Origin of the sequence: Marinobacter guineae (assembly GCF_002744735.1) — a bacterium.
GTDB lineage: Bacteria > Pseudomonadota > Gammaproteobacteria > Pseudomonadales > Oleiphilaceae > Marinobacter > Marinobacter guineae.
Genome location: NZ_KZ319339.1, coordinates 1,553,479 through 1,568,633 on the forward strand (window position 1 = coordinate 1,553,479; position 15,155 = coordinate 1,568,633).

The window sequence follows — 15,155 nt, forward strand, 5'->3', positions numbered from 1 at the left end:
AAGTACCAGATCACCGGAACAACCGAGCCACTACTGGCCTTCGACTGACTTCCCGAATACGGCATACACCACCTCCATGAGTGCGCTGACAGTTTCTTCATCGTCCGATAACGGCTCTATCATCCCCGCCCGACAGGCTTCGGTAACCGCCACGCCGGCCCGGACCAGATGAGCGGTGTGAATCAGCAGCCGCGTCGATGCCGCCTCTTCCAGATCGTGATCCTTCAGGTTACGAATAGACCGGGCCAGACTCACCAGCTGTCCGGCTAGCTCCCGGTCACAACCGGACTCCTCGATCACGATGGTCTGTTCCGCCGCTGCGTCCGGGTAATCGAAACTCATTGATACAAAGCGCTGCCGGGTACTGGGCTTCATGCCCTTCAGCAGACTCTGGTAACCCGGATTGTAGGAAACCACCAGCATGAAGCCCGGCGCCGCGCTCAGCACCTCTCCGGTGCGCTCAATGGGCAGCTCCCGGCGGTCATCGGCCAGCGGATGCAAGACCACCGTGGTATCCTTGCGCGCCTCCACTACTTCATCAAGGTAGCAGATACCCCCTTCGCGCACCGCGCGGGTTAAAGGCCCGTCCTGCCAGTAGGTGCCTTCCGGCCCGATCAGGTGGCGGCCCACCAGGTCGGCGGCAGTCAGGTCATCGTGACAGGCAACAGTGTAGACCGGCCGCCCCAGTTTCTCGGCCATGTACCGGACAAAGCGGGTCTTGCCACAGCCCGTTGGCCCCTTGATAAGCACAGGTAGCCCGTTATCCGCCGCAGCCCGAAACAGTTCTATCTCGTTGCCTGCCGGTTGGTAAAACGTCATTGGTTTGAATCCTCTGAATACTGACTGTCGGGCAGGGCAAAGCCGTTTACCCATTCGGGAAAAATCACAAATATCTGTGGATCATCTAACCGCTGCTTCCGGGCCAACGCCTGTTCACAGGCCTTTGCCCCGTTGTTCCAACCAGCCCGGCGGTACCAGCCTGCAGCCTTCACCGGTTCGCCCTGCCAGCTCACCACCAGGTTGTTGCCGGCCAGAAACGGCGTCACAAAACCCAGCTCGGAAACCGCTGCGTGGGTGTTGTTGTGAAGCAGCAACCCCAGAGCGGAGCTGAAGTCCCCGGCTTCGTAAAGCTGCCCAGGTTCGGGCGTGACGCCCTGTTGTTGAAGCGCGGCCAGTGGCAGGCTGGCGCCCAGTGGATCCGCACCGGCAACCGTTGCCAGGTCACGACCCTGAAGTTCCCGGATATGCCTCACGCCGGCCGTTTTACGGGTTACCCAGACCGGAACCGGCAGCTGGCCATCCCGGTTAACCGCGACCAGAATCGGCGAGGAATTCCCTGGCATGCCTGGCGCAAACGCCAGCGCAAGGCCAGACGCCCTGGTGTTAAACCGGATATCGGCCTCGCAGCCCTGAGTCTGCAGGTATTCCGTGAGCCGATAGCGGGCTACGTCGGTAACACTGGTCGCGGATTCAATGCCGATCAGAATCCGCGCATCCTCGGCACTGGCAGCCGTGGCAAGCAGCAAGCCCGCCAGCACCGCCCCTGGCAACGCCCGCCGTGATTCAAAGACCGAGTACATGGGCCCGGCTGGTGAAGAAGATGCCACTGGGCTTTTCGGCACTGAGCGTTGCGACCGGCTCCAGCGTGCGGGTGTTGTAAACGGTCACCCGGTTGCTGTCCCGGGCCGACACCCACACCTCTTCACCCCGGGGCGTGAATTCCATGTGCAGAACCGCATCACCGGGCTCCAGAGTCCGGATAATTTCCAGCGTCTGTGAGTCGATCACCTGAACCACATCGTTGTCCGGATGGGCAAAGCTTACCCAGATCTGGCGGTTGTCCGGACTTGCCATCACAAACACCGGCTGACCCTGCACCGGGATGCGATCGGTCAATGACCAATCACTCGTGTCGGCCACCAGCACCTGGTGGTGACCAACGGCCGGCACAAAGGCCTGTCCATCGGCGATGGCCCAGCCCTCCAGGTGAGGCATCTTGTACACCGGCAACTTCTGCTCACCCTTGCCATAATCCGGCAGAATTTCAGTCACCCCCTGCCCCGGGTTCCATAGGTCCAGCATCGACAAGCCATCTTCGCCAAACAGGCCGGCAATGTAGAAGCGGCCGTCCGGGGTAATGAGTGCGTCATAAGGTGATTTGCCCGCCTCGAAGCGGGTGATTGCCAACGAAGCACCACTCATGTCGAGGGTCCAGATCTCTCCCGCGTCGAACAGGCTGAAAACAAACAGGTTCCCCGGCGCGTCCACCAGCCCGACCGTTTTCGATTGCTCAGATTCACTCTGCCCGCTGGTGTAGTTGGCGGGCACATCCGCCACCAGTTCCAGTGTCTGGCTGTCAAACACCTTCACGCCACCCGGTTCATAGTTGGAAACAGCCACGTAGCGGCCATCCTGGGAGATAGCGCCGCCAATACTGTTGCCCGACTGGATAATCCGGTCGACGACGGTTCGGGTTAACAGATCGACTTTGGTGAGGCCGCCGTCCCGCCCGAATACGTAGCCGTATCGGGCGTCCCGGGAATAGACCACGGACGCGTGGGACAGGTCCCCCAACCCCTCGATTCGCCCAAGCACCTCATGGCGAGACGTGTTGATAACCAGCACCGAGCCACTTGCCCGCTCAACGATCAGACCAAGATCTCCGGTGCCCATAATTTCAGGTCGGGGCTCTTTTTCGGACATCGCCGCTCCGGGAAACGCCTGGCATCCGCTCAGGCTGATGGCAATAAGCAATGCAAGTATCAGATGTGCGGATCGCTTGAGCGCAGGATCCATGATTGATCGTTCCTCCAGATTGGCCCTTAGGGCGAAACCAGTGCACCGGACTTCAGCTGCTGGCTGATCCAGTGAATCTCTTTGGGGGACAGCAGTGGCTTCCAGGGTGGCATGGCGGTATCCGGAACACCTTCGCGGATAATGGCGGCGATGGCCTCTACCGAAAGATCTCCCAGATCCTCTGGCCGCAAGGGCGGGCCGAGGCCACCACGGAGAGTCAGGCCATGACAGGAGCCACAATCCTGGACCACCAGGTTGGCGAGCCGGGCCTGACCCGCTGCCTGCGCCCCGGATTCATCTCCCATCACCGTGGCCGGCGTTACCACCAGGCCAAACAACAGAGCTGCAGAAACCAGCCTCCGCCATTGCCCTTCTCGCCAGGAACTGTTCAAACTCTGCGTCCTCCCAAGTGTTATCAGCATCGTGACGACACCCATAAAGCTCATCCTTGATATTGGTTAAAAGCCGCACTCAACGCCAGAACTCTTTGGGCATACCCCCGTTTGGGTAGAGGCTGGACAAAAAACAGGCATCTGACATTAATCAATGTTCATCAAACCAAAGAAGCGAAACCTAGAGGGACTCTTAAATCCAAGGAGAGAACCTGATGAGAGTAACCAACCTGTTTTTCAAACCCCTGGCCCTGGCCGTTGCCGTCGCGTCGTTCGGCGCCCTCGCGGCCACTGACGACGCCAAACATCCCGACGACCCGGCCTCAACCGCGTATGAGGGCACTGCGAGTGCCGTCTCGCCGGAGTCCGCCAAGGTCGTTCGCAGTCCGGGTGCCCCGGAGCTGACCGAGGCCGAATTCGAGAAAGCCAAGAAGATCTTCTTTGAGCGCTGCGCCGGTTGTCACGGCGTCCTGCGCAAAGGCGCAACCGGCAAGCCGCTGACCCCTGACATCACCCAGGAGCGCGGCCTGGACTACCTGAAAGCCTTTATCACCTATGGCTCACCGGCGGGCATGCCCAACTGGGGCACGTCCGGTGAATTCACCGACGCTGAAATCGAGCTCATGGCCAAGTACCTGATGCACGAGCCACCCGAGCCACCGGAGTTCAGCCTTGCCGACATGAAGGCCACTTGGGAGATTGTCGTTCCGCCTGAAGACCGACCCAAGAAACAGCTGAACGACCTGGACCTGAAAAACCTGTTCAGCGTGACCCTGCGGGATGCCGGCCAGATTGCCCTTATCGATGGCGATTCCAAGGAAATTGTTGAGGTGATTGAGACCGGGTATGCGGTTCATATCTCGCGGATGTCCGCCTCGGGGCGTTATGTGTTCGTTATCGGACGGGACGCCAAGATCAACATGATCGATCTGTGGATGGAGCATCCGGATACCGTCGCCACAATCAAGATCGGCCTTGAAGCCCGTTCCGTGGAAACCTCCAAGTACGAGGGTTACGAGGACAAATACGCCATTGCCGGCGCCTACTGGCCACCGCAGTTCGTGATCATGGACGGCCAGACCCTGGAGCCGTTGAAAATCGTCTCTACCCGGGGTATGACCGTGGACACCCAGGAATACCACCCGGAACCCCGCGTTGCCGCCATCGTATCCTCCCTCGAACAGCCGGAATTTATTGTTAACGTCAAGGAAACCGGCAAGATCCAGCTGGTCAACTATGAAGACCTGGATAACCTGAGCATCACCACCATCGATGCCGCCCGGTTCCTGCACGACGGCGGCTGGGACAGCAGCTTGCGGTACTTCATGACCGCCGCTAACCAGTCCAACAAGATCGCGGTGGTCGACTCCAAGGAACGGGAACTCGAGGCGATGGTCGACGTCGGCAAGATTCCCCATCCCGGCCGTGGTGCCAATTTTGTCGATCCGGAGCATGGTCCGGTCTGGGCCACCAGCCATCTGGGCGACCCGACCATTCAGTTGATCGGCACCGATCCCGAAGGCCATCCCGACAAGGCCTGGAAAGTGGTCCGCACACTGAACGGCCAGGGCGGCGGCTCGCTGTTCATCAAGACTCACCCGAAATCCGACAACCTGTGGGTCGATACCCCGCTGAACCCGGCGGAGTCCGTGAGCCAGAGCGTCGCCGTTTATGACATCGACAACCTGGAAGCCGGCTATGAAGTGCTGCCGGTCTCAGATTGGGCCGAGCTGGGCGAAGGACCCAAGCGCGTGGTTCAGCCGGAGTACAACGTTGCCGGCGACGAAGTCTGGTTCTCGGTCTGGAATGGCAAGGAACAGACTTCGGCCCTGGTGGTTGTCGACGACAAGACACGCGAGCTGAAAAAGGTGATCAAGGACGAACGGCTGGTAACGCCTACCGGCAAGTTCAACGTCTACAACACCCAGCACGACGTGTACTGATCGGTTCCGGCCCGGAGGAGAGCACTGATGAGACTGGATACGACTGACAGACAGCTGATCAACCTGTTCCAGCGGGACCTGCCCGTCTGTGACAGGCCCTACCAAGCCATGTCCCGCCAACTGGGCATCGCCGAAGAGGAGGTCATTGAACGCCTTCAGTCGCTCCAGGACAGCCAGGTTCTCAGCCGGGTCGGACCGGTTTTTGAACACAGCCGGGCAGGCGCGAGTCTGCTGGCTGCCGTTGCCGCCCCGGAAGAGCAGATCGACCTGGTCGCGGCCCGGATCAACCATGCTCCCGGCGTGAATCACAACTACGCCCGGGAGCATACCTACAACCTCTGGTTCGTCATGACTGCGCCGGATGAAGACACTCTGGACGAGCGACTTGACGAGCTGGAACACCAACTGAGGCTCCCGATGCTTCGGCTGCCAATGGTGGAGAGCTACCATATTGACCTCGCCTTCGATATTGACTGGGAGTCCCTGCCGTGAAGCCAGCCCCGGATTACCTGGTTCTCGCTCCGGACGTCGCCGGCGCGGGGCCCACCAGTGCGTGGGGGCTGCTGCGACTGAGACAACAGCTGGAGCTGGGCATACCCCTCACCCCCCGGCCCTATAAAACCCTGGCAGAGCGTACCGGACTTTCGGAGCAGGACGTCATGTCGGCCATCCGGCAGTGGCAGGAACGGGGACTTATCAAGCGGCTGGGTCTGGTTATCAAACACCGGACACTGGGTTACACCGCCAATGCGATGGTGGTCTGGGATGTCCCGGACGATCAGGTTCAGAATCTGGGCCGCGCCCTGGCTCGCACCTCGTTCATTACCCTCTGCTACCAGCGTCCGCGCCGGCTCCCCGAGTGGCCCTACAACCTGTTCTGCATGATTCACGGCGTTGACCGGCAACGGGTCCTGAGCCAGCTGGAAACGCTGATTGCCGACCTTGGCCTGGAACAGATCCCCCATGCCGTGCTGTTCAGCACCAAGGCCTACCGGCAACGGGGAGGCCGGTATGTCAGCCGTGACTGAGCGCCTTCAGGCAGATCCCGAGTTCACGGAGGTGGAGCGGGCCGTCATTAACCGGTTGCAGACAGGGCTCCCCCTGGCGCATTCACCCTACGCTGCGGTCGCCAGCGAACTTGGCCTGACCGAGCAGGCACTTCTGCATACCCTCACAGACCTTCTGGACCGCCGCATCCTCACGCGTTTTGGCCCCATGTTTCACGCCGGAGAAATGGGCGGCGGGCTCACACTGGCCGCCATGCGAATCCCGGAGAACGACTTTGAGGACGTCGCCCGAAAAGTGAACGCCTTCGACGAGGTGGCCCATAACTACCGACGGGAACATGAACTGAACATGTGGTTTGTTCTGGCCACGGAAGCCCCGGAAGACATCGCCCGGGTTATTGCCGCCATCGAATCCGCCACTGGCTATCCCGTCTACAACATGCCCAAGGAGGAAGAGTTCCATGTCCATCTCCACTTCCCGATCTGACCCGGATTACGTGCTGGGTGAGCGGGACCGACAACTCATCCTGGCCACTCAGGAGGGCCTGCCCCTGGTGTCCGACCCCTGGGGCAAGCTTGGAAAACAACTGGGGCTGCCAGCCGACGAGGTGCTCGTCAGGTTCCAGCGCATGCAGGAGGCCGGTGTGATTCGACGGGTCGCCGCCGTGCCCGATCACTACCGCCTGGGTTATCGCTTCAATGGCATGACGGTCTGGGATGTGCGCGACGACGCCATCACCGACATGGGCCGGCAGGTGGGCGAACTGCCCTTCGTCAGCCACTGCTACCGGCGCCCGAGGCACCTGCCCTATTGGAGTTATAACCTGTTTGCCATGGTCCATGGCACCAACCATGACGAGGTGGAAGACAAGGCTTCGCAGATTCAGGCGGTGCTCGGAAACACCTGCCAGGGCCACACCATTCTCTACAGCTCGGCCATCCTGAAAAAGACCGGTCTGCGGCTGCGGAAAACATGAGAGAGGAAGCACCATGTTCAGAATGACCCGCTATATAAAGAGCCTGATGGACCCGGCCCCAGTGCGACCGGTCCCGAAACCCTCCGGCCCGGTGGTGATCTGGAACCTGATCCGCCGCTGTAACCTGACCTGTAAACACTGCTATTCAATCTCTGCAGACATCGACTTCAAGGGCGAACTGAGCACGCAGGAAGTCTATACCGTCATGGACGACCTCAAGGCTTTCGGTGTGCCGGTCCTGATTCTGTCCGGCGGCGAACCACTGATGCGGCCGGACATTTTTGACATCTCCCACCGGGCCCGGGAAATGGGCTTTTACGTGGGGCTGTCTACCAACGGCACGCTGATCACCGAAGACAACATCGGCAAGATCGCCGAGGCAGGCTACGACTATGTGGGCATCAGCATCGACGGTCTGGAAAAAACCCACGACGAATTCCGGCAGAAAAAAGGCGCATTCAGAGAGTCCATGAACGCCGTTGCCCTGTGCAAGCAAGCCGGCATCAAAGTGGGCCTGCGTTTTACCCTGACCCAGGACAACTTCCCGGAACTGCCAGCCATGCTGGACCTGCTCGATGAGCACGACATCGACAAGTTCTATCTCTCCCACCTGAACTACTCCGGCCGTGGCGGCCGCAACCGGAAACGGGATGCCTGGTACGACATGACCCGGGAAGCCATGAACCTGATGTTCAACCACTGCCACCAGGAACTCCAGCGGGGCGTGGAGCGGGAATATGTTACCGGCAATAACGACGCCGACGGCCCCTTCCTGATCGAGTGGGCGAAACAGCACTACCCGGACCAGTTCGGGACTCTGGAACAGCGCCTGGAAAACTGGGGCGGAAACTCCTCCGGCGTCAATATCGCCAATATCGACAACCTGGGCGTGGTTCATCCGGACACCTTCTGGTGGAACCATGACCTCGGCAACGTTCGCCAAACCCCCTTCTCCAGAATCTGGGCTGACACCACCGACCCGCTGATGCAGGGCTTCCGGCAGCATCCGCGACCGGTCAAGGGGCGCTGTGCGGAGTGTAAATACCTGGCCATCTGTAACGGCAATACCCGGGTCCGGGCCTACAACATTTCCGGTGACTTCTGGGAGGAAGACCCCGGCTGCTACCTCACCAATGAAGAAATCGGTGTATTCGATATGCCCCGGCGCGTTGCTGCCCCGGTTACCGAAATCCCGGTTCACAACCTGTAAGGACAAGCATCATGACAACCAGCCAAAGGAAGAAGTGCCTGGTGGAGTTCCAGCTGGCGGAACAACCCTTACGGGCGGGGGAAGTGGCCATCGTCGGAGCGGGCCCGGGCGACCCCGGACTGCTGACCCTGCGGGCCCTGATGCTGATTCAGCAGGCCGATGCCATCGTCTATGACCGCCTGGTGTCACCCCAGATCATGGAACTGGTCAATCCGGCGGCCGAGCGAATTCATGTGGGCAAGGCCAGCGGCTGCCATTACGTGCCCCAGGAAGACACCAATGAACTGCTGGTGCAGCTGGCCGTAAAACAGCGCCGGGTGGTCCGGCTCAAGGGCGGCGACCCGTATATTTTCGGCCGGGGCGGCGAAGAAGCGGAATTCCTGGTGGATAATCACATCGACTTCCAGGTGGTTCCCGGCATCACCTCCGCCGCCGGCTGTGCCTCCTACTGCGGCATACCGCTGACGCACCGGGAATACTCCCAGAGCGTGACCTTTGTAACCGGCCACCGCAAGGCCGACCAGTCCCTGGAACTGAACTGGAGTGTACTGGCAGCGCCGGGCCAGACCCGGGTGTTCTACATGGGGCTTCACAATGCTCCGACCATTGTCCGGGAACTTACCGCCCATGGTCTGCCGGGGGACTGCCCCGTGGCCCTCATCGAGCGGGGAACCACTCCGCAGCAACATATGGCGGTCACCACGCTGGCGGAACTTGAAGCCACCATCCTTCGTGAAGGCTTCCAGCCTCCGACACTGATTATTGTAGGTGAGGTTGTCCGCCTTGCAGACAAGCTGGCACAACCCGCGGTCGCCGGCTGGTATTCCGGCCAGAACGAGACCATCGCAGCCCGGGCAGGAGGCGGACCGGCATGATGAACTGCAAAAACACCCTGCGGATTCTCGCCGCCAGCCTGCTGTTCCCGGCCTCGCTGCTGGCCAGCCCGGGTCCGGAAACCGAGGCACTGTACCAGCAACACTGCGCCAGTTGTCACGGCTCTGACCGCCTGGGCGGCATGGGCCCTGCCCTGCTGCCGGAAAACCTGTCCCGGCTCAAAAAGCCGGAAGCGGAGACAACCATCCGCAGCGGCCGACCCGCGACCCAGATGCCGGCCTTTGCCGATGTTCTTGGCAGCGAATCCATCACCGCACTGGCGGACTATATTTACCGCCCACCCGCCAGCCCAGCGACCTGGGGCCAGGCAGAAATCCACGACAGCCATTTGTTGCCCCACCCCCAGGGTACGTTACCCGACGAGCCGGTGTACGAAGCCGACATGATGAACCTGTTCCTGGTGGTGGAAATCGGCGACCACCACGTCACCTTGCTCGACGGTGACAGGATGGAGCCCATTCACCGGTTCCCGAGCCGCTACGCCCTGCACGGCGGCCCGAAATACAGCCCGGACGGTCGTTACGTCTACTTCGGCTCCCGGGACGGCTGGATCACCAAGTACGACCTGTACAACCTGAAAGTGGTGGCGGAAGTGCGCGCCGGCATCAACATGCGCAACATCGCCGTGTCTGCTGACGGCAAATACGTTATGGCGGCCAACTACTTGCCCCATACCCTGGTGCTGTTCGAGGCGACCAACCTTGAACTCATGGATATCATCCCGGTGGAAAACGACGCTGGTGACAGCTCCCGGGGCAGCGCCGTGTACGCCGCCCCGCCCCGGGACAGCTTCATTGCCGCCCTCAAGGACATCCCCGAAGCCTGGGAAATCACCGTACGGGATGGCGAGGCCAGCATACGCCGGATGCAAATCGACACCCTGCTGGACGACTTCTTCTTCGACCCCGGCTACAAACACGTCATCGGCGCCGCCCGCGACGGCAAACGCGGCTACGTGATCAACCTCGACACCGGCAACACCGTCGCCAAACTCCCCCTCCCCGGCATGCCCCACCTGGGCTCCGGCATCACCTGGGAATACCAGGGTACGCGGGTGATGGCCACGCCCCATTTCCGCACCGGCGCAGTCTCCATCATCGACATGGACAACTGGGAAGTCATCAAAACCCTGGAAACCCAGGGCCCCGGCTTCTTCATGCGCAGCCACGAAAACTCCCGCTACGCCTGGGTGGATGTGTTCTTCGGCCCCAACAAGGACAAGGTCCACGTCATCGACAAGCAGACCCTGAAAATCGTCAAAACCTTACAGCCGGCTCCGGGCAAGGTCGCCGCCCATGTCGAATTCGACCGGTACGGTGAAAAGCTGCTGCTGAGTATTTGGGACAAGGACGGAGCTGTGATCGTTTACGACGCTGATACTCTGGAGGAGGAAAAGCGCATTCCCATGAACAAGCCCTCCGGGAAATATAACGTCTGGAACAAGATCAACTACGAGGAGGGAACCAGTCACTGACTGAGGCCAGGCCAACCAGATCCGGGGGTTCGGAGTTGCGGGCCAGGGCTGGGACCGTCTCCCGAAACTGTGCGGAGCCATGGATGGCGGAGCCCAAGCGTCACAGGGATGTGCCGCAAGGAGCGTGTTTCGGGAGACGGTCCCAGCCCTGGCCCTCCCGCTAACTCTCAGCCCTAATCGACTCAGTGAAAAAGCCTTAATGATTTAAGTCATTTCAAAAAGCATATTTCTGATACCATAATTGAATAAAACTTCAACCAGGGTAGAAACCATGAACAGCATCTTCAGGCCGGATGTGTCCTCAGCCCCCTGCATGCTGGGTGATAACAACCCTGACATTATCCAGCACGACAGCGCTCCCGCCGAAGTCGCCCTGCTGAATGGCCTGAGCCGGGTATTTGGTATCCGCCTGGCAGGCCATGAAAACGATCCGGACGCACGGTTTCTGGCAGATCTGGCCCGCCTGTTCCATCAGCGCCGGGTTGATGCGGACACCAACCTGGAAAAGCATGACTCACCGTGGGCCAGCGTCTACTTAATTCAATACGGTATCCTCAGGCTGTTCCGGGAAGCGCCCAATGGCAAAATCTCTGTGCACCACTTTTTTTCCGAAGGCGATATGGTGTGGCCGGTCTTCGGTCGCAGCCGCACCGTACGCAACACCCTGTGCCTGACCTCCTGCACGCCCGCGACGCTCTGGGTGGCGGACTTTGCCGCTTTCAGATCGGCGATTCAGTCTCACGGTGAAGGACTCTGGCCGCAATTCGCCCTGGCCCTGACTGAGGAGATGGCGGAGCTGACCAGCATGAGGGAGTTCCGGAAACACACCATGCCCGCCCGGGAACGGTATCAGCTGCTGCTTGAGGAATATCCGGAGCTGGTCAGGCGAGTGCCAGACAATCAGTTGGCATCATGGCTGGGTGTTGTGCCGGCAACCTTCTCCCGGCTGAAAACCGGGGCTGCAGGCAACCGGGCGTAAGTTCCCGAACAAGACCGGATACACTATAAAAAAGGGCAGCAAGCTCTCGCCCACTGCCCTGAAAAACGCTCAACGCTTATTCAATGCTTTGCTGTTAGCCGTGCAGTTTTACTGCCAGCTCGGCCACATGCTTGCCCTGATAACGGGCGATCGTCAGCTCTTTCTCGCTGGGCTGGCGGGAGCCGTCGCCTCCGGCGATGGTCGACGCACCGTAGGGTGTTCCGCCGTTCATTTCCGAGATATCAAAGAACTCCGGAATCCCGTAACCCAGGGGCACAATCACCATGCCGTGGTGGGCCAGGGTGGTCCAGAACGAGCTGATCGTATGCTCTTGGCCGCCACCGGTTCCGGTCGAGGTAAACACACTGGCCAACTTTCCGTGGAGCTTGCCTTCCGCCCAGAGACCACCGGTCTGATCCAGGAAGGTGCGCATCTGGCCGGCCATGTTGCCGAACCGGGTCGGTGTGCCAAAGATGATGGCGTCGTAATCCGCCAGCTCTTTCGGATCTGCGACGGGGGCTACCTGCTCCGCCTTGCCGCCGGCACCCAGAAACGCCTGATCCGACATAGTCTCCGGAACCCGCTTGATGGTGATTTCGGCACCGTCGACATCGTTGGCGCCTTCGGCAATCGTGTTTGCCATCGTTTCAATATGGCCGTACATGGAATAATAAAGGACAAGTACTTTTGCCATTGGGAAAACCTCCTCTGTCTGTCATCTGATGTGACAAGGCTACCCAGTGACGGATTGCAGAGAAACCGGAAGTTTTCCGGCAGGTCGTTCAGTTTTTCTGAATGGGGTCACAGGACGTTCATCCCCGGCCATTGCGTACACTTGTACGCTCAAGTATTTTAACGGCATGACCAATATGGACGACCTTTCGATGACACCTGTTCCATCCCCTGCGCACAACATCCACCATCGCATCGAGGAATGGCTTAACAGTGCCACCCATGGTCTGGGTGCCCTGCTCAGCGTTGTCGGAACCATCGCTCTGATCGTTGGCGCCAGTCAGCACGGTGATGTCTGGAAAATAGTCAGCTTCGGCATTTTTGGTGCTTCCCTGATCCTGCTGTATCTGGCGTCCGCCCTGTATCACGGCGCGCAGCAGCCGAAATTGAAGAGAGCCTTCAAAACCCTTGATCATTGCGCCATCTTCCTGCTGATTGCAGGTACCTACACGCCTTTTCTGCTGGTGAACATGCGGGGAACTGTGGGCTGGACCCTGTTTGCAGTAATCTGGTCACTGGCCGTCACCGGCGTAGTGCTGAAGGTTATTTTCAAAAACCGCTATGAGCTTGCCCGCGTCGCCATATACCTGGCCATGGGCTGGCTGATCACGGTCGCTTCCTCAGATCTGGCAGCCAGCCTGAGCGAGACGGCCCTGAATCTCACCATCGCCGGCGGTATTCTGTACACCGCCGGCGTCGCCTTCTATCTGGCAGACCGGATTCCGTACATGCATGCCATCTGGCACCTGTTCGTGATCGGAGGCAGCGCCTGCCATTTCAGTGCTGTCTATTTCGGCGTTCTGCCTTACACGGCCTGATCAGAACCCCCACACCATCGCCATCAGTACGCCCCAGGCAAGCAAGGACGCCGCCATAACGGTGTAGGTGGCAGACATGGCCACCACATCGTTATCCGATCGCTCACAGAGGGAGCGAACGCCCTGATACACCAGCGCACAGGAAAAGAACAAACCGGCAAACACGGCAACCATACTCACCGCCAGAGCCGGCACCAGTAACGCCAGTGACGACAGCCAAAGCGGCAGCGGAGCAATCGCGGCCAGCAGGTAGGCATCCTGGTAACTCATCTTCAATTGATGGCTGTTCATCACGGCGTGAATCAACCACCCCATAACGAAAAACGTGAGCAGTTCGGCCAGAAACAGAATGGTGGTTATAAACCGCCACTGCTTGTCACCGAACCCCTGAATAAAACCATCTCCATATTGCGTGCCCGCGTAATAAAGCAGCACCGGCGGCAGTAACGACATAGGGACGACAACAACCCAGGCCAGGAACGGAATGGAAAGATCAAGGCGCCGCAGCTCAGACCAGGCACCATTGCCGGAAAATGGTAAGCGAGCAAGTTGTGTAATATTCATGATGCACCTTTACAATGTATCCCTTGGTCTTTTTACTGATAGCCCCGGGGCGAGAGCCGGTCAAGGACACGAGATGACTTTGGACAACTCGGGGATACCCCGTAAAAACCTGCATGCGTTCTGGCTGTTCTTTCCGGCCGCCTCGGTTCTGGCTGCATTGGCGGTGCCTCTATCCGTTTACAGCGCCCTGTCTGGCACAGGCTGGCCCCCGGGTCTTTTGGGCTCAGGACATGGCCATGAACTGATCTTCGGCTTTGCGCTGGCCCTGATTGCTGGCTACACCCTTGGCCCCCAGCCTCGACGGATTCTTGCATCGCTGTTCCTGTTATGGGTTCTCGCCCGGATCAGCTGGTTTCTGGCCCCGGAAAGCCTGGCCGCCCAACTGCTCAGCCCGGCGTTTGCCCTGTTGTTGGCCCGCCACGCCGTGCCAAGATTCCAGGCGGCCAAGAAATGGCGCAACCGGGTTGCAGGCCCGCTGATACTGGTTCTTTGTCTATTGTCGGTGGTGTTCTGGCTGGTCAATGGCCCCTTGAACGGGTTTATGTCTCCAGCACCCGACGCCCGGGATGTGATGGCGGCTGCCATCATTGGCCTGTTGCTGCTGATGACATTTATCGGGGGCAGAATCATCGCCCCGGCGGTGGCGGGAACCCTGGAAAAGCGGGGCATTCCCCTGGAGGCACGGGTGCAACCTCGGATTGAAGGGATGCTGCTGATCATTCTGCCGCTGGCATTGGCTCTGACCTTTGTGCCCTTGGCAGCTCCGGGAGCAGGATTCCTGTTGGTGGCTGCGGCTGTTCTGATTGTGGTTCGGACCAGCCGCTGGAAGCTCTGGCGTTGCAAAGACCGACCCGACCTGCTGGTTCTGGCCCTTGGTTATCTCTGGCTGGCGGCAGGCGCCGGCGCCACCGGGTTCAGTCTTTTGCAGGGAGCTGACCCCATCCCCTCCATGCATCTGATCACTATTGGCGCCCTTGGCACCCTGTCCTCCAGTGTCATGCTCCGGCTGGCCTGGCAGCGCGCCAGACGGATCACACCTCCCGCCTGGCAGGTTATTGGTATTGCTATCACCATGGCTATTGCGGCGTTCTCTCGGCTCAATGCGGGCGTTACGCCGCTCGCAGAACCCGATCTACTGTGGTTGTCGGCGGTAAGCTGGTCCTGCACCTACGCTCTTGTCGCCCTCCAGCTGGCTGTGCTGTTCCGGCACAGCCAGAGTCGCCGGAAATGATTGGCTACCTCTACTGCGCTGAGGGCCGAAATGCCTACCTATTTCGGAATATCCCCATCGCATCTCATTGAAATTTATGATTTTTAATAACCAAAAACACGACCAAAATATTGTCTGAAAACAGGCTTGACCGAACAC

At 59.7% G+C, this 15,155-nt stretch carries 17 protein-coding genes; 11 read left to right on the forward strand and 6 right to left on the reverse strand.

Annotated elements, in window-relative coordinates; translation table 11 throughout:
• Nucleotides 1-30: 30 nt before the first annotated feature.
• The 4 genes from CLH62_RS07230 to CLH62_RS07245 form a co-directional block, all read right to left on the reverse strand.
• Entirely contained in the window at nt 31-819 is a 789-nt protein-coding gene (locus tag CLH62_RS07230; RefSeq protein WP_099617420.1) for a CbbQ/NirQ/NorQ/GpvN family protein, read from the reverse strand.
• Nucleotides 816-1,580 carry a hypothetical protein gene (locus CLH62_RS07235; RefSeq protein ID WP_099617421.1) on the reverse strand — a complete coding sequence of 255 codons (765 nt, stop codon included), beginning with the start codon at nt 1,578-1,580 and terminating at the stop codon, nt 816-818. Before CLH62_RS07235 ends, CLH62_RS07230 begins: the two co-directional genes overlap by 4 nt.
• A complete protein-coding gene (locus CLH62_RS07240) occupies nt 1,564-2,703 on the reverse strand; it encodes a cytochrome D1 domain-containing protein (RefSeq protein WP_099617652.1) in 1,140 nt (379 codons plus the stop codon). The genes CLH62_RS07235 and CLH62_RS07240 overlap by 17 nt, the downstream gene beginning before the upstream one ends.
• 119 nt (nt 2,704-2,822) lie before the next feature.
• Complete coding sequence (locus CLH62_RS07245; RefSeq protein WP_228152787.1) at nt 2,823-3,188, reverse strand: c-type cytochrome; 366 nt, start codon at nt 3,186-3,188, stop codon at nt 2,823-2,825.
• 215 nt (nt 3,189-3,403) lie between these two features.
• Here CLH62_RS07245 and CLH62_RS07250 point away from each other — a divergent pair, with 215 nt between their 5' ends.
• From CLH62_RS07250 to CLH62_RS07290, 9 genes are all read left to right on the forward strand, one after another.
• Nucleotides 3,404-5,131 carry a nitrite reductase gene (locus tag CLH62_RS07250; RefSeq protein WP_099617422.1) on the forward strand — a complete coding sequence of 576 codons (1,728 nt, stop codon included), beginning with the start codon at nt 3,404-3,406 and terminating at the stop codon, nt 5,129-5,131.
• Between the two features lie 27 nt (nt 5,132-5,158).
• Nucleotides 5,159-5,623 carry an Lrp/AsnC family transcriptional regulator gene (locus tag CLH62_RS07255; protein WP_099617423.1) on the forward strand — a complete coding sequence of 155 codons (465 nt, stop codon included), beginning with the start codon at nt 5,159-5,161 and terminating at the stop codon, nt 5,621-5,623.
• 17 nt (nt 5,624-5,640) lie between these two features.
• Nucleotides 5,641-6,159, forward strand: a complete 519-nt coding sequence (gene ahbB / locus CLH62_RS07260) for a siroheme decarboxylase subunit beta (RefSeq protein ID WP_099617654.1) — start codon at nt 5,641-5,643, stop codon at nt 6,157-6,159.
• Entirely contained in the window at nt 6,143-6,625 is a 483-nt protein-coding gene (locus CLH62_RS07265) for an Lrp/AsnC family transcriptional regulator (RefSeq protein WP_211285664.1), read from the forward strand. The genes ahbB (CLH62_RS07260) and CLH62_RS07265 overlap by 17 nt, the downstream gene beginning before the upstream one ends.
• A complete protein-coding gene (ahbB, locus tag CLH62_RS07270; protein WP_099617425.1) occupies nt 6,600-7,115 on the forward strand; it encodes a siroheme decarboxylase subunit beta in 516 nt (171 codons plus the stop codon). Before CLH62_RS07265 ends, ahbB (CLH62_RS07270) begins: the two co-directional genes overlap by 26 nt.
• Nucleotides 7,116-7,128: 13 nt before the next feature.
• The gene (gene nirJ, locus CLH62_RS07275) at nt 7,129-8,325 is read left to right on the forward strand and encodes a heme d1 biosynthesis radical SAM protein NirJ (protein WP_099617426.1); all 1,197 of its coding nucleotides are present in this window, start codon (nt 7,129-7,131) and stop codon (nt 8,323-8,325) included.
• Nucleotides 8,326-8,336: 11 nt separating this feature from the next.
• Entirely contained in the window at nt 8,337-9,200 is an 864-nt protein-coding gene (cobA, locus tag CLH62_RS07280) for a uroporphyrinogen-III C-methyltransferase (protein WP_099617427.1), read from the forward strand.
• On the forward strand, nt 9,197-10,693 hold the full coding sequence (locus CLH62_RS07285) for a cytochrome D1 domain-containing protein (protein WP_211285666.1): 1,497 nt from the start codon (nt 9,197-9,199) through the stop codon (nt 10,691-10,693). Before cobA ends, CLH62_RS07285 begins: the two co-directional genes overlap by 4 nt.
• A gap of 271 nt (nt 10,694-10,964) precedes the next feature.
• Nucleotides 10,965-11,672, forward strand: coding sequence for a Crp/Fnr family transcriptional regulator (locus CLH62_RS07290; RefSeq protein WP_099617428.1), 708 nt, complete (start codon nt 10,965-10,967; stop codon nt 11,670-11,672).
• A gap of 94 nt (nt 11,673-11,766) precedes the next feature.
• Here the strand turns inward: CLH62_RS07290 and wrbA are convergent, their stop codons facing one another.
• The gene (gene wrbA / locus CLH62_RS07295; RefSeq protein ID WP_099617429.1) at nt 11,767-12,366 is read right to left on the reverse strand and encodes an NAD(P)H:quinone oxidoreductase; all 600 of its coding nucleotides are present in this window, start codon (nt 12,364-12,366) and stop codon (nt 11,767-11,769) included.
• 166 nt (nt 12,367-12,532) lie between these two features.
• On the opposite strand from wrbA, the gene trhA reads away from it, so the two are divergent.
• On the forward strand, nt 12,533-13,222 hold the full coding sequence (gene trhA / locus CLH62_RS07300) for a PAQR family membrane homeostasis protein TrhA (protein WP_099617430.1): 690 nt from the start codon (nt 12,533-12,535) through the stop codon (nt 13,220-13,222).
• Here the strand turns inward: trhA and CLH62_RS07305 are convergent, their stop codons facing one another.
• Nucleotides 13,223-13,786: a Yip1 family protein gene (locus tag CLH62_RS07305; protein ID WP_099617431.1), complete on the reverse strand. Its 564-nt coding sequence runs from the start codon at nt 13,784-13,786 to the stop codon at nt 13,223-13,225.
• A gap of 73 nt (nt 13,787-13,859) precedes the next feature.
• Here CLH62_RS07305 and CLH62_RS07310 point away from each other — a divergent pair, with 73 nt between their 5' ends.
• Nucleotides 13,860-15,017, forward strand: a complete 1,158-nt coding sequence (locus CLH62_RS07310) for an NnrS family protein (RefSeq protein ID WP_099617432.1) — start codon at nt 13,860-13,862, stop codon at nt 15,015-15,017.
• The last annotated feature ends 138 nt before the right edge of the window (nt 15,018-15,155 follow it).